This window comes from Microbacterium sp. MYb64 (assembly GCF_002979495.1).
GTDB classification, from domain to species: domain Bacteria; phylum Actinomycetota; class Actinomycetes; order Actinomycetales; family Microbacteriaceae; genus Microbacterium; species Microbacterium azadirachtae_A.
Genome location: NZ_PCOW01000001.1, coordinates 171,065 through 189,033, shown reverse-complemented (window position 1 = coordinate 189,033; position 17,969 = coordinate 171,065). Strand labels below are relative to the sequence as shown.

Annotated in this window: 18 protein-coding genes; 2 read left to right on the top strand and 16 right to left on the bottom strand. The window is 68.8% G+C overall.

Annotation, left to right across the window (positions count from 1 at the left end):
* Positions 1-64: 64 nt before the first annotated feature.
* From CQ044_RS00910 to CQ044_RS00890, 5 genes are all read right to left on the bottom strand, one after another.
* Positions 65-673: a GNAT family N-acetyltransferase gene (locus CQ044_RS00910; protein ID WP_045273393.1), complete on the bottom strand. Its 609-nt coding sequence runs from the start codon at positions 671-673 to the stop codon at positions 65-67.
* Between the two features lie 66 nt (positions 674-739).
* Complete coding sequence (locus CQ044_RS00905; protein ID WP_105686204.1) at positions 740-1,393, bottom strand: phosphatase PAP2 family protein; 654 nt, start codon at positions 1,391-1,393, stop codon at positions 740-742.
* Between the two features lie 109 nt (positions 1,394-1,502).
* On the bottom strand, positions 1,503-2,471 hold the full coding sequence (locus tag CQ044_RS00900; protein ID WP_105686203.1) for a carbohydrate ABC transporter permease: 969 nt from the start codon (positions 2,469-2,471) through the stop codon (positions 1,503-1,505).
* Complete coding sequence (locus CQ044_RS00895; protein WP_105686201.1) at positions 2,471-3,802, bottom strand: carbohydrate ABC transporter permease; 1,332 nt, start codon at positions 3,800-3,802, stop codon at positions 2,471-2,473. The genes CQ044_RS00900 and CQ044_RS00895 overlap by 1 nt, the downstream gene beginning before the upstream one ends.
* 114 nt (positions 3,803-3,916) lie before the next feature.
* The gene (locus CQ044_RS00890; protein WP_105686200.1) at positions 3,917-5,248 is read right to left on the bottom strand and encodes an ABC transporter substrate-binding protein; all 1,332 of its coding nucleotides are present in this window, start codon (positions 5,246-5,248) and stop codon (positions 3,917-3,919) included.
* Positions 5,249-5,484: 236 nt separating this feature from the next.
* Here CQ044_RS00890 and CQ044_RS00885 point away from each other — a divergent pair, with 236 nt between their 5' ends.
* Positions 5,485-6,504 carry a LacI family DNA-binding transcriptional regulator gene (locus CQ044_RS00885; protein ID WP_105686199.1) on the top strand — a complete coding sequence of 340 codons (1,020 nt, stop codon included), beginning with the start codon at positions 5,485-5,487 and terminating at the stop codon, positions 6,502-6,504.
* A 68-nt stretch (positions 6,505-6,572) separates the two neighbouring features.
* Here the strand turns inward: CQ044_RS00885 and rplL are convergent, their stop codons facing one another.
* From rplL to CQ044_RS00870, 3 genes are all read right to left on the bottom strand, one after another.
* On the bottom strand, positions 6,573-6,956 hold the full coding sequence (gene rplL, locus CQ044_RS00880) for a 50S ribosomal protein L7/L12 (protein ID WP_045250549.1): 384 nt from the start codon (positions 6,954-6,956) through the stop codon (positions 6,573-6,575).
* 48 nt (positions 6,957-7,004) lie between these two features.
* A complete protein-coding gene (rplJ, locus tag CQ044_RS00875; protein WP_105686198.1) occupies positions 7,005-7,493 on the bottom strand; it encodes a 50S ribosomal protein L10 in 489 nt (162 codons plus the stop codon).
* A gap of 447 nt (positions 7,494-7,940) precedes the next feature.
* On the bottom strand, positions 7,941-8,939 hold the full coding sequence (locus CQ044_RS00870; RefSeq protein WP_105686196.1) for a hypothetical protein: 999 nt from the start codon (positions 8,937-8,939) through the stop codon (positions 7,941-7,943).
* Between the two features lie 304 nt (positions 8,940-9,243).
* Between CQ044_RS00870 and CQ044_RS00865 the strand changes: the two genes are divergently transcribed.
* On the top strand, positions 9,244-9,921 hold the full coding sequence (locus CQ044_RS00865) for a YqaJ viral recombinase family protein (protein ID WP_105686194.1): 678 nt from the start codon (positions 9,244-9,246) through the stop codon (positions 9,919-9,921).
* A 16-nt stretch (positions 9,922-9,937) separates the two neighbouring features.
* Here the strand turns inward: CQ044_RS00865 and CQ044_RS00860 are convergent, their stop codons facing one another.
* The 8 genes from CQ044_RS00860 to CQ044_RS00825 form a co-directional block, all read right to left on the bottom strand.
* Positions 9,938-10,480: a hypothetical protein gene (locus CQ044_RS00860; RefSeq protein ID WP_105686192.1), complete on the bottom strand. Its 543-nt coding sequence runs from the start codon at positions 10,478-10,480 to the stop codon at positions 9,938-9,940.
* Complete coding sequence (locus tag CQ044_RS00855; RefSeq protein WP_146116716.1) at positions 10,477-11,121, bottom strand: LPXTG cell wall anchor domain-containing protein; 645 nt, start codon at positions 11,119-11,121, stop codon at positions 10,477-10,479. The genes CQ044_RS00860 and CQ044_RS00855 overlap by 4 nt, the downstream gene beginning before the upstream one ends.
* Complete coding sequence (locus CQ044_RS00850; protein WP_105686190.1) at positions 11,118-11,729, bottom strand: signal peptidase I; 612 nt, start codon at positions 11,727-11,729, stop codon at positions 11,118-11,120. The genes CQ044_RS00855 and CQ044_RS00850 overlap by 4 nt, the downstream gene beginning before the upstream one ends.
* A 31-nt stretch (positions 11,730-11,760) precedes the next feature.
* Positions 11,761-12,423 carry a SipW-dependent-type signal peptide-containing protein gene (locus CQ044_RS00845; protein ID WP_258133086.1) on the bottom strand — a complete coding sequence of 221 codons (663 nt, stop codon included), beginning with the start codon at positions 12,421-12,423 and terminating at the stop codon, positions 11,761-11,763.
* 3 nt (positions 12,424-12,426) lie between these two features.
* Entirely contained in the window at positions 12,427-13,050 is a 624-nt protein-coding gene (locus CQ044_RS00840; protein ID WP_105686188.1) for a SipW-dependent-type signal peptide-containing protein, read from the bottom strand.
* Positions 13,051-13,186: 136 nt separating this feature from the next.
* Entirely contained in the window at positions 13,187-14,338 is a 1,152-nt protein-coding gene (locus tag CQ044_RS00835; RefSeq protein ID WP_105686187.1) for an SseB family protein, read from the bottom strand.
* Between the two features lie 66 nt (positions 14,339-14,404).
* On the bottom strand, positions 14,405-16,906 hold the full coding sequence (locus CQ044_RS00830; protein WP_105686186.1) for an ATP-dependent helicase: 2,502 nt from the start codon (positions 16,904-16,906) through the stop codon (positions 14,405-14,407).
* Positions 16,907-16,961: 55 nt separating this feature from the next.
* Complete coding sequence (locus CQ044_RS00825; protein WP_258133085.1) at positions 16,962-17,960, bottom strand: glycerophosphodiester phosphodiesterase family protein; 999 nt, start codon at positions 17,958-17,960, stop codon at positions 16,962-16,964.
* Positions 17,961-17,969 lie beyond the last annotated feature (9 nt).

Here is a 17,969-nt window from a genome sequence, read left to right as displayed (position 1 = left end):
CGGAGTTGCAGGCGTCCTGCGGAGTTGCGATGTCAGAGCGGAGCCCCTGCCGGCCAGAGGCGCGTCAGGCCGCGGGGATCCGGATCCCGTAGGTGGTGCTGCCCTCGCCCGAGGCGAGCTCGGTGAAGCCGAGGCGCTCGTAGAACGCACCCGCGGAGAGGTTGTCGGCGTTCATCCCGAGGTGCAGCGCCGGCACGCCGCGCCGTCCGAGCTCGGCCAGCAGCGTGTCGATGAGGCGGCGCCCGAGTCCCTGGCCCTGCGTCTCGGGCAGCAGGTCGATGTGCAGGTGCGCCGGGTACTCCTGCACGATCGGGTCGTCACCCGGCGCCTGGCGGTCGCCGTAGGCGATGAAGCGGTCCTGCGGGGTCGGCACGGCCGCACCGGACGCACGGTAGCGATCGCGGCGCGAGGGCCACCACTCGTCGCGGAACCAGGTGGCGAACGCATTCGTGTCATCCGTGGCGACGATGTAGCCGATCACCCGCGCGTCGTCCGCCTCGACGACCCAGCAGAGCGCCGGGTCGCGCAGCGCATAGGGCACCGCGAACAGGTCGCCCCACAGCGCGTCGTCCTCGAGCATCCCCGTGGCGTCCTTGCCGACGTCGGCGGTCTTCACGCACACGTCGGAGAGCGCGTCGACGTCTTCGGAGCGGAACGGTCGGATGCGTGCCACGGGGTGCCTTTCGATCGCGCCCTTCGTCTCGCTACGCTCGCTCAGGGACCTGCGGATCCTCTCAGCCTAGCGAGGCGGATCCGCGCGGGGATCCCGCACCTCGACGCCGTCGAGGACCTGAGGCAGCCGCACCCAGCGCCACAGCACGGCGGCCGCGAGGAACGCGGCGCCGGCGCCGATCAGCGCGCCGCCGACCGTGTCGCTGAACCAGTGCACGCTGAGCACGGTGCGGGAGAATCCCATCGCCACCGTCCACACGGCTCCCCCGATCGCGACCCACAGTGTCGGGAACAGGAACCACAGCACCACCGCGAGAGTTGCGGCGTTCGCCGTGTGCCCGGATGGGAAGGATCCGAAATCTGAGGCGATCAGCAGGTCCTGCGGACGGGCACGACCCAGGGCCTTCTTCACGAGCTGCACGATCCCCGCGCTCACCGCGAAGGCGATCAACGCGAACAGGGCGCCGCGCCAGCCCCGCACGAGCCAGGCGAGGGCCGCGATCAGGAGCGGGGTGAGGATGGTCGCAACCCATCCCCCGCCGAGCACGTTCATGACCAGCGCCCAGCCGACGAGCACCGTCCCGCGCCATTCCAGCATCTCCAGGTTCCACGCGTCGTCGAGCGACACGATCACCGCGGGAGAGGTCGCCAGCACCACCGCCGTGGCGACCGCGATCGCCACCCCGACGATCCCGAGGACGAGAGCGAGCCGACGTGTCATCCGGCCATTCTCCCCTGCGCGCGGCGCCTCGCCCTGGAGCCGGGCCGGTGGCCCGACGGAGGCCGGGGCCCGCGAGGAGCGGGTCCCGGCCTCCGGGGCGCCGAGCGGATCAGCCCTTCGTCGCGCCGGCCAGCAGGCCGCGCACGAAGAACCGCTGCAGGGCGAAGAACACGATCAGCGGAACGATGATCGAGATGAACGCTCCCGCCGACTGCAGGAACCACTGGTTGCCCCAGGTCCCTGACAGCGAGTTCAACGTCTGCGTCAACGGCAGCGAGGACTCCGGGGCGAAGATCGTCGCCACGAGCAGATCGTTCCAGACCCAGATGAACTGGAAGATCGCGAACGAGGCGATGGCCGGCATCGCCAGCGGAAGGATGATCCGGAAGAACATCTGTCCATGGCTCGCCCCGTCCACGCGTGCCGCCTCGACGACCTCGCTCGGGATCTCCGCGATGAAGTTGTGCAGCATGAAGATCGCCAGCGGCATGGCGAAGATCGCGTGCGCGATCCACACCGTCGCGAAGCTGTGATCCACATCGCGCAACTCGAGGCCGGGGAAGATCTGCGTGCCGAACAGCGTGAGTCCCCGCGAGAACAGCGAGAGCAGCGGCACGAGGGCCATCTGGATCGGCACGATCTGCAGGGCGAACACGAACACGAACACGATGTTCTTGCCCTTGAAGTTCATCCAGGCGAACCCGTACGCCGCGAGCGACGCGATGAAGATCGGCACCACGGTTGCTGGGATCGCGATCGCCAGCGAGTTCAGGAACGACGCGCCCAGCGTCAGCGCCGTGCCTCCGGAGGTCAGTGCATCCGCGTAGTTGCTGAGCGTGAAACCCGGATTCACGAACACGGTCCACCAGCCGGTGCTGTTCGAGTCGGCACCGGGGCGGAACGACGTGACGAACAGGCCGAAGGTCGGGATCGTCCAGAAGATCGCGATGATCACTGCCGCGATCGTGGCGCCCCTCGAGGTGAGCCGCTTCTGCGCCGTCGCCTCGTGGCGGCGGGTGTCGCGCTCGACCTGGCGCTTCGTGCGGTTGTCGGTGACGACTGCCTGCGTCGCGCTCATCAGCGGATCTCCCTCTGCTTGCGGATCTGCCGGGCGTTGTAGATGATCAGCGGCAGCACGAACAGGAACAGCACCACGGCCAGCGCCGAGGAGTGACCGTAGCTCTGGAAGCGCTGCTGCTGGTTGACCATCTCGAAGCCCAGCACGGTGCTGTTGGCACGACCACCGGTCATCACGGCAACGATGTCGTAGACCTTCAGCGAGGCGATCGTGATCGTCGTCAGCACGACGATGAGCGAGGAGCGGATCCCCGGCACCGTCACGTTGCGGAACCTCTCCCACGCGTTGGCGCCATCGAGCGACGCCGCCTCGATCTGCTCGGTCGGCACCGCCTTGATCGCCGCGGAGAGGATCACCATGGCGAATCCGGTCTGCGTCCAGATGAACACGATGAGCAGGCAGATCGTGTTCACGAGCGGCGTCGTGTCCAGCCAGCCGATCGGCTTGCCGCCGAACATCGTCACGATCGCGTTGAGCAGACCGATCTGGTCGCCCTGACGGTAGTCGTAGATGAACTTCCAGATGATGCCGGCGCCGACGAACGAGATCGCGAACGGCATGAAGACGAACACCTTGAGGAGCTTCTCGCCGCGCGCCCGGTCGATGAACACGGCGTAGGCCAGACCGAAGACGGTCGACACGATCGGCGCGATGAGCGCCCAGATCAGCGTGTTGATCACCGACCAGAAGCCCTCCGGGTTGGTGAACACCCACTGGTAGTTCTCCAGCGCGACGAAGTCCTTGCCCGTCTTGTCGAAGAAGGACTGGATCACGGTGCTCACAGCCGGGTAGATCAGGCCGATGATCAACAGGAGTCCCGCCGGCGCCATGAACAGCAGAAGCTGCAGGGTGTATCCGGCCCCCTCCCGCGCGCGGTAGTCGGCGAAGAACAGCATGCCGCCGGCGAGCAGCGCGATGATCATGACGTAGATCAGCGAGTTCTGGTACGGGCGCAGCAGCATGAAGGCCAGCACCGGGATCACGAAGCAGGCGACCAGGCGCAGCCAGAAGTAGCCCTTGCCGTGCCGCGGCGCGTACTCGATCAGCAGCAGCAGGATCGCCGCCACGACCGCGAAGACGACGAGCACGATCGGGATCTGCAGCAGCGGGTTGAGTCCGCCGATCCAGACGAAGAAGCTCTTCAGTGAGAAGCCGAGGCTGGTCGGCACCGGGGTCTCGGGCTCCGGGCTCACCAGCAGGGCGAGGAAGACTCCGATGATCGCGATCGCGCCGACGATCATGGCGCCGATCGTGACGGATCGGGAGGCGGTCGTGCGACCGGATCGCGGAGACGCGGTCGACGTGGGTGGCGACATCGTGGTTTGCGACATGTGGACCCCCTTCTGGGTTCGCCGTCGAACTCTGTCAGGATCTGACCTGCTGACGACTGCGGGGCCGCCCGCCGATGCGGACGAGCCCCGCAGCCCTCGCAGGTGATGCTCAGACTAGTTCTTGTAGCCCGCCTGGATGTCGCTCAGCACCTGGTCGGTCGGCTTTCCGTCGATCCAGCTGACCATGCCCTTCCAGAACGAGCCCGATCCCACCGTCGCCGGCATCAGGTCGGAGGCGTCGAAACGCAGAACCGTCTTGTCGTCCTGCAGCGTCTTCATGGCGTCCTGCAGGAACGGGCTGGAGGCCAGCGACGCGTCGGCGTTCTTGTTCGCCGAGATCACGCCGCCGAGCTTGACACGGGCGTTCGCGAAGTCCGCGGAGGACATGAACTCGAGCACCTTCTTGGTGGCGGCGGTGTCGCTGAAGCCGGCGACGAACTCGCCACCGCCCTCGATGGCGTTCTCGCCCTCCTTCATACCGGGAAGGACGAAGGCGTACACGTCGCCGTCGGGGGCGACCTTCGGCGCCGCGCCGGCCTTGGTCTTCACGTCGAGGAAGTTCGACGAGAGGAACGAGGCCTGGTGCGTCATCAGGCAGGTGCCGTCGGCGACCTTGGCCGCGACGTCGGCGAAGGCGGTCGAGTTGATGCTCTTCACGTCGCCGAAGCCTGCGTTGACGTACTTCGGGTCGAGCAGGATCGTGCCCACGGCGTCGAAGGCCTGCTTGATCTGCGGGTCGGTGAACTTCACCTTGTTGTCGACCCACTGGTCGTAGACGTCCGGCCCGCTCTGACGCAGCACGAGGTCCTCGATCCAGTCGGTGCCCGGCCAGCCGGAGGCGTCACCCGAGGCGAAGCCCGCGCACCACGGGGCGGCGCCCGACTTCTCCTGAAGCGTCTTGGTGAGGGTCAGCAGCTCGTCCCAGGTCTTGGGAACCTCGACGCCGAGCTCCTTGAACTTCGCCGGCGAGTACCAGACGTAGCCCTTGACGTTGGCCAGCATCGGGGCGGCGTAGAACTTGCTGTCGAACGTGCCGTACTTCTTCCAGTCCTTGGACCAGTTCTTGTCGACGTTGGCCTCGACCTCCTTGGGGGCGGTCTTGACATCGCCCGTGTCCACGAGGCTCTTGAGCAGACCCGGCTGCGGCACGATCGCGATGTCGGGGGCGCTGCCGCCCTGCACCTTGGTGACGATGTTGCCCTCGAAGCTCTTGTCGCCGGTGTAGACGACCTTGATGCCGGTGTCCTTGGTGAACTGGTCGAAGGACTTGTTCAGCAGGTCCGCCTCGGACCCCGTGATGCCGCCGGAGATCTTGACGGTCTCCCCCTTGCCGGACGAGTCTCCGCCGCTCGAGCTGCCGCCCTCGGCGCAGCCCGCGAGAGCGAGGCCGGACACCGCGAGCAGTGCCAGAGGCGCGATCAGGCGACGTCGCTGAGACATTCCCATACGTTTTCTCCTTCGAATTCGCGGGGGCGATTTCCCCAGCGCTGGGGGCTCCTTCAGGAACCGCTTCCAGGCGACACTAGTGACCCTCCTGCCCATTGCGCAACGGCTTTGGATCACAACTGCATAACCGGGCGCGTCGAGCCGCGGAATATATGGGACCGCTCTCAGGGAACCGGTTCCATCCTTTCTGAGATATCGCTATGGTGAGGGAATCCGTTTTTCGAGGAGGGGTCGCCGTGACCGGGATCATCGATGTGGCGCTGCGTGCCGGCGTGGCGAAGTCGACGGCCAGTCGCGCCCTCAGCGGGAACGGCTACGTCTCGGCCGAGACCAGGGAGCGCGTCGAACGCGCCGCGCGGGAGCTCGCCTACTCGGCGCACTCGAGCGCATCCAGCCTCGCGACGGGGCGCACCTCCACGATCGGCGTCATCATGCCGATGGCGGACCGCTGGTACTTCGCCGAACTGCTCGCAGGACTCCAGCAGGCCCTCATCGACGACGGCCTCGACCTCGCCCTGTACGGCGCCGCGGAGGGCAGCGACGAGCGCGCCCGCATGCTGGACCACGCCCTGGCCGGGCGGCGGTTCGACGGGATCATCGCCGTCTGCCTGCAGCCGGGGGCGCACGAGCTCGAGCGTCTGGCCGGCACCGGCCTGCCCCTCGTCTCGGTGGGCCCGTTCGCCGAGCATGCGGACACCGTCACGATCGATGACGTCGTGGCCGCACGCGTCGCCACGGAGCATCTGATCGACCTCGGCCATGAGGACATCGCGTTCCTCGGCGACGCGGAGGACGCCGACCGGTTCAGCTTCGGCGAGCGCAAGCGTCTGGACGGCTACCGCCAGGCGATGATCGCCGCCGGGCTGGAGGATCGCATCCGCGCGGTTCCCACGCAGTCCACGATCCCCGAGGCGTTCGCGACCGCGGCGGCATTGCTCGCGGACCGGCGGAAGCGCCCCACGGCGATCGCGGCGGTCTGCGATGAGGCGGCCGTGGGGGCGATCATCGCCGCGCAGCGCCTCGGCATCGGCGTGCCCAGCGAGCTGAGCGTGATCGGGATCGACGACCATCGCTACGCCGAGATGTTCAGCCTCACCACGATCCGGCAGAATCCGCGGGAGCAGGGCGTCGAGGCTGTCCGCCTGCTGCAGGCACGGATGCAGGACGCCGAGGCGCCGCTCGAGCATGTGATCTCCCCGGCGACGCTGGTGGCCCGCCAGTCGACAGCCGTCCCCCGTCTCGACGCCGCACGCTGACGGATCCACCCGGAGACGCACGAAGGCCCCGGGAGAACCCGGGGCCTTCGCAGCGTCGAAACGCGAGATTACTTGAGGGTGACCGTAGCGCCGGCCTCCTCCAGGGAAGCCTTGGCCTTCTCGGCGGCCTCCTTGTTGGCGCCCTCGAGGACGGCCTTCGGAGCACCGTCGACGACAGCCTTGGCCTCGCCGAGGCCGAGCGAGGTGAGCTCGCGGACGACCTTGATGACCTGGATCTTCTTGTCGCCGGCAGCCTCGAGGATGACGTCGAACGAGTCCTTCTCCTCCTCGGCCTCAGCGGCACCAGCGCCACCCGCAGCGCCGGCGACGGCGACGGGAGCAGCAGCGGTGACGTCGAACTTCTCCTCGAACGCCTTCACGAACTCGCTGAGCTCGACAAGGGTCAGACCAGCGAACTGGTCGAGCAGCTCCTCAGTGGTGAGCTTCGCCATGATGTTTCTCCTAATAGATGGGGTTTGTGGGGAAAAGACCGGGGAGGCTCAGGCAGCCTCAGCGGTCTCCAGCTTCTCGCGAAGAGCATCGATGGTGGCCGCAGCCTTGCCCATCGTCGCCTTCATCATGCCCGCGGCCTTGGCCAGCAGAACCTCACGGCTCTCCAGCGAGGCGTACTTGTTGACCTCGTCGGCACTCAGGGCGTTGCCCTCGAAGATGCCGCCCTTGATCACGAGAAGCGGGTTCGCCTTGGCGAAGTCACGCAGAGCCTTGGCGGTGGCGACGAAGTCACCGTGCACGAAAGCGACGGCCGACGGACCCTTGAGGTCGTCGTCCAGCGCCGTGATCCCCGCGTTGTTCGCGGCGATCTTGGTCAGCGTGTTCTTCACCACGGCGTAGCTCGCGTCCTGACGGATGCTGTTGCGCAGCTGCTTGAGCTGGGCAACCGTCAGACCGCGGTACTCGGTCAGCAGGACGGCGTTCGAGTCCTCGAAATTCTTCGTGAGCTCGGCGACCGATGCATCCTTCTGCGCCATGGTCACTCCTTGATGGGTACGGGATGCTCCACGGCAGTGGAGCACCGACCTGGACCGCCGCGCTCTGCAGGCAAACAAAAACGCTCCGGCGCAAGCGCACGGAGCGTGATCCAGAATCCTGGAGATCGTTCGTGACACCTGCGCGGGCCTCTGCCATGCGGATCCATGATCCGGCAGTGCTTCGATCGCCTCATGCTCGCGCACACGACGATGACCAGCGGTCTTCGGTTACGACAAGACTACGGCATCCCGACTGCTCCCCCAAATCGGCGCGGTCCGGGCTTCGCGCCTGGCTCGCAGGATCTCGCCGAGGTCATCGGATCCTGGCACGCCGAGTTTCCCGAGCGCACGGGATCCTGCCGAGCGCACGGGAACTTCGCGTCAACAACCGGTGCGCTCGGCAACGACCCGTGCAGTCAACGGATCCGCGACTCCCCGCGCATCTCATCACGGTGGGCTGATCCCGAAGGATTCGAGCCGCCTCCCGAGCGCATGCGGCGTGCTGATGTGCTCCGACCCCCATCGGGCGAATCGCTTCTGCGTCCTGCCACGGATCCAGTCCTCGCGCCGCTTCTCGTCGTGGATCACCTGTTCGATCGAGCGGCCGGAGCGCATCGCCTCATCGAGATACTTGCCCTTCCCGTCGAACTCACCGAGCGAGCCGACGTCATCCATCCCGAAATCGACGTAGTACATGCGGCCATCCGGACCGGGGATCGGGACCTGCAGTGCAGGGGGCGCATATCCCAGCCGTCGCAGCTGCAGTCTGCTGACGCTCTCCCCCGGCGACTCCGCCCGCCCATCGGCGAATGCGAAGACCCATCGCGCCTGCCGGATCCCGCGCATCCCGCCGGCCTCGCCGAACCGTCGAGACAGACCGAGTCGCCAGGAAGTCACGGCTTCGACGTCCCACTCCCTCAGCCGCAGCGCCATCTGTCGTTCCGCGGCGTCGGCGAGCGCCACCGCGGCCTCGAGCGGCAGGGTGCCGATGAGGTCGAAGACCGTCCGAGCAAGCGATGTGCACCGGATCCCGTCGATGTCGACCACGTCCTCGGCGTCGATGGGCGTCGCGTGCCTCATGACGTCCGGGGCGCTCGAGATCCGTCGCGCCAGACTCGTCGTGAGATGCACGCGGGCGCATCGGATGCGATACAGCGGAAGTCGCCACAGCACCGCCGCCGACGTGTGAGACGCGATAGCGCCGCCCCGACCGTCCCGCGCCACGGCGATCACGTGCGCCCTGTGCTGCTCCTCCGGCCAGAGACCGGAGCGTTCGTCCGCGTCGATGTACCAGCCGCGACGGATGTGGAACAGCACGCCTGCCCGCACGGCTGCGGCGATCCGCCGGTCGGTCCAGCCGTTCAGGATCAGGTCCTCCCGCGAGCGCACGAGATGCTCAAGGATCGGCTCATGGTGCGGGACGACCGCCTCGGAGATCAGTGCCATGCCTCATCCTGAACACCCGCGCAGGGCGGCCGAGCAGCGATCACAGAACCGGTGCGGAGCTCCCCCGCGCGGCCTTCCGTGCAGGACGATCGCGCCGCAGTCTGGCTCGATATCGGATCCCGCCGAGAACACCGGATCCCACCGAACGCACCGGAACTCGACGCCAACAACCCGCGCACCCGACAACATCCCGTGCACTCGGCAACAGCACCCACGTCCGCAGTCAACGTCCCGCGCACTCGGCAACCCGCGGAGCGCGGCGCGCCAGGTCGTGAGCGTCGGCGGGCGGAGGTAGCCTCGACAGGTGACCCCGGAGCTCGAAGCGCGCATCATCGCGGATTCCCGCGATCGGGTGGCGTGGCTACGAGCCAGGGCGCGCGGCATCACCGCGACCGACGTCGCAGGGCTCACCAGCGCCGGGTCCATCGCCCGCGCGGCGGACGCGAAACTCGGCGCCGGACCCCGCTTCGGCGGCAACGCCTACACGGACCACGGCCGGCGGCGCGAGCCGGAGATCGCCGCCTGGGTCGCGGCCACGCACGGCATCCTGCCCTCGTCCGCGCTGTTCTGCGCCGAGGTCGAGAAGCGGCACCTGGCCACCCCTGACGGCATCGTGCAGGAGGCCGACGGGCGCGTCCTCCTGGCGGAGATCAAGACCACCAACAAGTCGTGGCGATCCATCCCCCGCACCTACCTGCGTCAGGTGTGGTGGCAGCAGCATGTGCTCGGCGCCGAGCGCACCCTGTTCGTATGGGAGGAGCACGACGACTTCCAGCCCATCCACGACGAGCCCAAGTCGGTGTGGATCGATCGCGACGATCGCGAGATCGGCCAGCTGGTCGGCCTCGCCACCCGCCTGATCGACGAGCTCTATCACCGCACGACGGGCCAGACACCTCCCCGACCTGCGCCCGCCGCGTCCAGCAGCCGGGACGCGCTGCGCGAGCGCGACATGTTCCGCGCGCTCGCCCTGGCGGAGTGACCGGACGCGAGCGCGATCAGCTCCCGTTCGCGAACGTGCAGGTGGGAGTGCTCAGGATCGGCTTGGTATAGGTGAGCGTCGAGACGGTCGGGGAGACCCAGCCGGTCCATGCCTTGGTGCGCACATTGGAGCTGAACGTCTCGCCGAGCAGCCCGCCCAGCAGCCCCGACAGCAGACTGCTGGTGAAGGTCGTGGTGTAGGTTCCGTTCGCGTCCGGACCGGTGGTGGGCACCGCCTGCCAGGCCGTTCCCGCGATCTGCCACTCCGTATCGGCGGCCGCGGTGAAACCGGAGTAGGGCGCGGTCTGCGCCGTCCACTTCCACGTGACCACCATGATGTTGCCGCCCAGCAGCGCACTGCGGCACGTCGAGACCCCGGTGATCTGCGGCGGCACCAGTCGAACCGCATTGACCCCGCTCCCTCCCGCGAACTCGGCGTCGGTGTAGGACGCGTCGGTCTTCTGCAGGGGCGGAGCCCACAGCATCAGCCCGAGGAACAGGACGCTGAAGAGCGCGAGGACCCCGGTGAACGTCCTCCGTGCCGCGGCGCGGCGGCTCATCGCTCACCGCCGTCACGCCGCCGTCGTGCCGCGACGACGAGGATCACCGCGGCGGCGACGACGAGCACGCCACCCACGACGATCACGGGCACCGGTATGCCACCACCCGTCGCGGGAAGGGCATGCTCCGGTCCCGGCCCGATCTGCACGGCGTCCCCGAGTCCGTCGGCGTGCACCCTGATCTGCGTTGACGCGCCGCGCTGCGCGTCGTCACCGACCCGCACGTCGAGGCGCAGGTATGCGACGGCGTCCGCGGGCATCGCCTCGATCTCGACCGGCTGCCCGCCGCGCGGCACCGCCCAGTCCGCGCGCAACATGCGCTCCCCCGACGAGCAGTCCGAGCCCCGCCACGGCTCCGCACACGTGCGGACGTCGACCGCGAGCGGCACGGCGCCGTTAGCGCTGACGCTGACCCGCACGGATCCGGGATCCGGGGCATGCGCGCTGACCGTCAGGTCCCAGCGCACGCTCATGCCGTCCGTCATCGCCGCCGCAGCGGACCAGTCCGCGCTCGACACGATCCGCACATACCGCCCCTGCACGGTCTCGGTCACGACTGCGGCCTGCGCCGGCGCCGCGGTCAGCGCCACGACCAGCCCTGCCAGTAGGACGGCCGCCGCACACCGGATCCGTCTCATCATGAACCCGGCGCGCCCTCGGTCACCTCGTCGACCTTTCGGTCGTGACCGCCCGTCCGGGGCCAGAACGCCCAGATCACCAGCGCCGTCGCGCCGAGCGTGAGCCCGCCGAGCACGAAAGGGTTCCCGAACGCGACGATGACGGGCGCGAGACCGGGGATCGCGAAGCGCACGATGCGCACCGTGCTCACCGGATAGGGCGCGGGGTCGTCCTGCGCGTTGGCGTCTCCACGCAGCGTGATGAGGCGCTGGGCCGACGACGCACCGTCCTCCACCGCGCGCACCCGGTGGGTGACGGGCAGCTGGCCGGGACGATCCACGGTCACCACATCGCCGACGTGCACCTGGCCGGCCTGGATCTGCTGCACGATCGCGACGGATCCCGCGGGGATCGTCGGGGACATGGATCCGGTGCGGAACATGATCAGGGTGATGTGCGCCGTGAAGGCCAGCACCACCAGCACGATGCAGATCAGACCGGCGAGTGCCGCGACCCACAGCAGCACCTCGCTCAGCACCCCACGCGCCGTCGACCGACGTCGTGGGGCGGTCGAGTCGGACTCGCGCTGGGCACGGCGGGTCAGCGGTGCCGGGGTCGTCGCCTGGGTCACGTTCCTTCTCCTTCTCGTGCGGTGTGCGATGTCAGCTCGACGTCGCGACGAACTGCCATGTCTGCGTCAGTGCCAGGCCCTGTGCACCATTGCCGGCCGTGGACGGCATGGTGATCGCGAAGCAGTAGTTCACCTGGTTCCCGCCGTTCGCGGCGAGGGTCTGGGATCCGGCCGCCGTCGTGCTCAGCGCCGCCCCGTCGGCGATGACGACCGCGGATCCCGCCGCCGCGTAGTCGGCGGCCGACGCGCATTGCGCGGCCGTGACGGTCTTCACCCCGTACGTGAGGTAGTCGGCGAGCGTGCCCGGCGCATAGGTGCCCGCGGTGAGTTTGACCGTTCCTGCGACGGACGGGTTGGCGGTCTTCACACTGAACAGCGCGTAGACCGTCTTGCCCGGCGCCAGCGCCGCCGCGTCCGCTGCCGCGGCGAAGGTCATCGCGATCGCCGTGCCCGCGGTCGCGTGGCTCGCGAAGGTCGTGCCGTTGATGCTGCCGACGACATCGAACCTCCCGGCGGTGAACGTGCCGGTGGCGTATTCGCCGTCGTTCCAGCTCGCGAGCGTCACGGTGGCGCCGACGCCGAGCACGAGCCCGCCGGCGAGCACCGCCCTGATCCGTTTCAGGGCGAGCCCGCGCCGGCGCGTGCGGAGGCGGCGACGCGTCGGCACGACGGTCGTGGTCTCCCCGGAAGGCATGGGTCAGCTCGAGGTGGCCGTGAACGACCAGGTCCCGGTCGCAGCCCCTCCCTGGGCGAGGGACGACTTCGCGGTCGCGACGAAGCACAGCTGCGTGGCGGTGCCCGCCGTTCCCGCGGTCGCGCCCTTGCTGAGGGCGACGCTGGATCCGGCCGTGAAGGTCGTGAGGTCGGTGCCGGAAGCGACGAGCGTCCCGGTGGTGGCGGTCGCGTCGCACGTCGCGGCGGGCGCGATCGAGTACACGGAGTAGGAGATGTTGCTCGCGTTGGCGCCCGTGCCCGTGCCCGTCGACGCCACGAGAGTCGCGTTGTTGGTCGTCGTGCTGTCCAGGCGCACCCAGAACGGCGCGTAGACGACGTCACCGGGAGTGAGGTTGCTGAACGGCGCGCTGATGCTCAGAGCGGCGGCCGTGTCGCCCTTGGTCACGTTGTGGTTGCTGAACCCGGCCGTCGCGGAGGTCGTGGATCCCTCGAGGTTGAAGGAGCCGGCGGTGAAGGTGCCGGTCGCGAACTCGGAGTCGTTCCACGCGGCGAGCGTGATGGCCGCACCCACGCCGAGGACGAGGCCTCCGGCGAGCACGGCGAGGATCTTGCGACGGTTGCGTGTGGAGGATGCCTCGGCGTTCATGTTGTTCCTTGCGGTCAGGGGCTGATGAACCCCATCCTGAGAGCCGTAATACTGGTATGCAAGGAACTGGACGCGTTCTTCAGGCTTCCTTCAGGGAACCTTGAGGAGCAGTGGAACGCGGCCCTGAAACGCCCTCCTATTCCGCCGGCGCGAGCGCGATCACGGGTGCGAGAGCCTCGCGGCTCACGGCGATCGCGGGCCCCGCGGCGTCGACGAGCACGCCGCTCATCCCGGGCTGCTGCACCAGCACGCCGCCGATCTGCTCGGCCGTGAAGGGCAGCGGCTGATCGCCGCGGCCGAGCGCGATGACCTCGAGAGGGTGGCTGAACAGCTGCAGGTAGCGCGAGCCGTCGGCGGTGTGCGCCTCCGCCACGCCGTACTGGCCGTCGCCCTCCACGTCGCTGACCGCGACCCAGAGCCGGGCTGTGGTGAGCGCCTCGGCGACGCGCGCCTCGGAGTCCGCCTCCCGGGGGGCAGCGAGCAGGGTCTTGACGGCGAACGTCGGATCCGCCTCCTCGAGCGCCTTCTGCAGGATCTCCGAGGGGAACACCACGCGATGCGGCTCGGAGGCGTTGTCGATGATGAGGCCCGCGAACGGTCCGTCGATGACGTTCTGATAGACCGCTTGCACGGGCTGCACCACGGCCGAGGTCTCCGCCGGGTCTTCATCGCCCTGCTGCACGGAGTCGCGCACCGCAGCGGCGGAGCTGAACGCCAGCATGAAGGAGCTCTCGCCGTCGTTGACGACCGCGATGGCCAGAGGCTTGCCCTCCTTGATCTGCTCTCCGGCATCGCCGCTCACGCGCAGGAAGAGGTGTCCCTGCAACGACTGACGCAGCACGCCCAGCAGCTCGGCCTGGCTCGCGTCGTCGCCGAGCTGCGCCAGCGCATCGCGCAGCAGCGCGTTGTCGGGCATGCCGGGGATCGACTCGGTCTGCTCTGGCGGATCCACCGGGGCGAGAGGAAGAGGAGGACGGCCCGACGGCGCCTGCGCCTGCCCGGGCGCGATCGGCGTCTCGTCCTCGACGGGGTCGATCAGGTCGTGCCCCGCCTCCGGGGTTTCGGCGGGAGGGGCGACCGCAGGGCCGGAGGGAGACCCCAGGCCGCGGAAGGCCTGCACGGAGACGTTGACCACGGGCGCGGCGGCGTCGCCCGAGGGCTCGGATGCCGACGCGATGCCGGGCGTGCTCACGACCGTCTCGGCGTCCGAACCGACCTCTGCGGCGGCGGGAGCGGACTCCGGCGTGACGTCGTCGTCCTGCTTCTTACGGCGCGAGAAAAGGCCCATTGCCCCAGCCTAAACCGGGACCGCCCTCCGCCACGCCCCCGCGTGTCCACGATCGTCGAGCGGCGGTCAGAGCTTCTCGATCGGCGCGATCTTGACGAGCAGCTTCTTCTGACCTGCGGCGTCGAAGCGCACGTGCGCGATCCGCTTCGCCCCCTCGCCGGTGATCGCGTCGACGGTGCCCTCACCGAAGTCGTCGTGCCTGATGCGATCGCCCGCGGCGAGCTCGAGGTCGCCGTTGTCGCGCACCTTCGCCGTGACCCGGTTCGGGAACTTGTCCATCGCGGTCGACAGCGGCTTGAGCCCGTCCCGCTTCGGCAGCGCCCGCGGAGCGAACCTGTCGCCGGATCCGCCGCCCGAACCGCCCGATCCGTATCCTCCGGATCCGCCGGGCCGACGGGCGTTCAAGGCACGGGACTGCATGCCGCCGCGCGAGTTCACATCCCCCGGGGACTGCCGCCAGTCGATGAGCTCGGCCGGGATCTCCTGCAGGAACCGGCTCGGCATCGCGACCGAGACCTCGCCGAACTGCGCACGGGTCATCGCGAGCGAGATGTGCAGACGCTTGCGGGCGCGCGTGATCCCCACGTAGAAGAGGCGCCGCTCCTCCTGCGGACCACCGGGCTCGTTCGCCGAGATCCGGTGCGGGATGAGGTCCTCCTCCACGCCGGTCACGAACACGGCGTCGAATTCGAGGCCCTTCGCCGTATGCATCGTCATGAGGGAGACCACCCCGGACTCGTCGTCGAGGTCGTCGGCGTCGGAGACGAGCGCGACCTCGGTGAGGAAGTCGGCGATCGTGCCCTCCGGGTTGTTCCGCGCGAAGTCGCGGGTCACCGCGATGAGCTCGTCGAGGTTCTCCAGCCGCGCCTCGTCCTGCGGGTCACGGCTCGCGCGCAGCGCGTCCATGTAGCCGCTCTTCTGCAGCAGCAGGGTGAGCCCCTCGGCGACCGCGGTGGGCGGCGCCACCTCGCCGGAGGCCGGCAGCATGATCTCCGTCGCCTCGCGCAGCACCGCGTCCAGCAGCGCGATCGCGGCCTGGATCTTGGGGCCGACGCCGAGCTGGGTCGGGTGCGCGAGCGCGTCGCGGAAGCTCAGTCCGTGCTCTTCCGCGAAGCGCGCGATCGACGTCTCCGTGACGTCGCCGATGCCGCGGCGCGGCTTGTTCAGGATCCGGCGCACCGCCATCTCATCGGCCGGGTTCGCGATCGCGACGAGATAGGCGAGCGCGTCCTTGATCTCGGCGCGCTCGTAGAACTTGGTGCCGCCCATGATCTTGTACGGCACGGCGGAGCGGATGAAGATCTCCTCCAGCGCGCGGGACTGCGAGTTGGTGCGGTAGAAGACCGCCATCTCGCCGTAGGGCATGCCGGCACGGCGCAGCGACTCGACCTCATCGGCGACGAACTGCGCCTCGTCGTGCTGCGAGTAGCCGGTGAATCCGACGATCGCGTGGCCGGAGCCCTTGTCGCTCCAGAGCTTCTTGTCCTTGCGATCGAAGTTGTTGCTGATCACGGCGTTCGCCGCCGACAGGATGTTCTGCGTGGAGCGGTAGTTCTGCTCCAGCAGCACGACCTTGGCGCCGGGGAAGTCGCGTTCGAACTCGCTGATGTTGCGGATGTCCGCGCCGCGGAAGGCGTAGATCGACTGATCGGAGTCGCCGACGACCGTGAGCGAGGCTCCGGGCTCGGCCCCGGCCGACTCGTGCGGGTCAGGCTCGAAGATCATCATTCCGTTGGAGGCATGCGGCTCGGGCGCATCACCTTGAACCGGACGGGTGAGCTCGTGGATCAGGGCGTACTGGGCGGCGTTGGTGTCCTGGTACTCGTCCACGAGGATGTGCCGGAAGCGACGGCGATAGACGTCGGCGACCTGCGGGAACGCGCGGAAGAGGTACACGGTCTGCCCGATGAGATCGTCGAAGTCGAAGGCGTTGGCCTTCTGCAGCTGGCGCTGGTAGTCGGCGAAGACCTCGACGAAGACGCGCTCCGCCGGATCCGACATGTTCGCCTGCCGGGCGTATGACTCGGCGTCCTGCAGCTCGTTCTTGAGCTTCGAGATCCGCGACTGCATCGCCGCGGGGGTGAAGCCGAACGCATCGGCCTCGTGGTCCTTCACGAGGCGCTTGATGAGTGCACGCGAGTCGCCGGAATCGTAGATCGTGAACGACTTCGTGAAGCCGAATTGCTCGGCCTCGCGACGCAGGATCCGCACGCACGCGGAGTGGAACGTCGAGATCCACATGCCGCGCGCGGAATCGCCCACGAGCTGCTCCACGCGCTCGCGCATCTCTCCTGCGGCCTTGTTGGTGAACGTGATCGCCAGGATCTGGCTGGGCCAGGCCTCCCGCTGACGCAGCAGCAGGGCGATGCGGCGCGTGAGCACGCTGGTCTTGCCCGACCCCGCGCCGGCGACGATCAGCAGCGCCTGCCCGCGGTAGGTGACCGCGTCGAGCTGCTGCGGGTTGAGCCCCGTGAGCAGGTCGTCGGCGGAGGCGCCGGAGGCCGGCCCCGCCGGCCCTCGGTGGGAGGATCCGGGCGGGAGGATGACGGGGGAAGGGGCTTCGCTCATGACCTCACAAGTCTAGGTCCGCCCGCCGACATCGAACCCTGCCGGGCGCGGCCACTCAGCCCCGGAACGCGACCTGTCCGAGATCGGGATGATCCACGAAGACGCCGTCGACGCCGGTGCCGGCGATCGCCGCCCATTCCGCCCGGTAGTCCCCGAAGGCGCCCTGGGCGCCGCGGCGGAACCTGCGGTCGAGGAAGGCGTTCTCCGGGCGGCAGGTCCACGTGAACACGACGAGGCCGCGTGCATGCGCCTCGGCGACCAGCTCGCGTCCCGAACGCCGCAGCAGGATCTGCTTGTCCACGCTGATGCCGTCGACGCCGCCGTTCAGGGCGTCCAGCCCCGCCGGGGTCAGGGTCTGGGCGTAGTCCGGCGCAGCGGTGCCTTCGCGGGCGACGAGATCCGCGGGAGCCCCCTCGGCCTCGAGTAGGTAGACGTAGACGGCCGGCACTCCGCGCGCGCGCAGATCGCCCAGCACGGTCAGCTCGAAGGACTCGATCCACAGCGGGTGCTCCCCCGAGGCCCAGTCCGCGGCTCGCAGGTCGCGCTCGACCAGTGCCGCGAGGTCGTGCCCGATCCCGGCGAAGAACGTGGCGTGCTTGATCTCCAGCACGACGCCGAGTTCCCTGCCGTGCTCGATCGAGGCCTCCGCAACGAGCGCCAGCAGATCGGACAGGCGCAGGATCGGCTCGGTGTCGTCGAACCCCGCGGATCCTGGCCTCAGTGCCGGCACGCGCTCACGGCAGCGCAGCGTGGCCAGCTCGGCCCAGGTGAAGTCCTCGGTGAACCAGCCGGTGAGTGCCACCCCGTCGATGCGCTTCGTCGTGCGCCGATCGGCGAACTCGGGGTGATCGGCGACATCGGTCGTCCCGGAGATCTCGTTCTCGTGCCGGATCACCAGCACGCCGTCGCTCGTCGCCACGACGTCGGGTTCGACGGCATCCGCGCCCATCGCGAACGCGAGGCGGTACGAGGAGGCGGTGTGCTCCGGACGATAGCCGGGAGCGCCGCGATGGCCGATGATCAGGGGGACGTCGAGCGGGATCCGTCGGGTCACGCTCTCAGC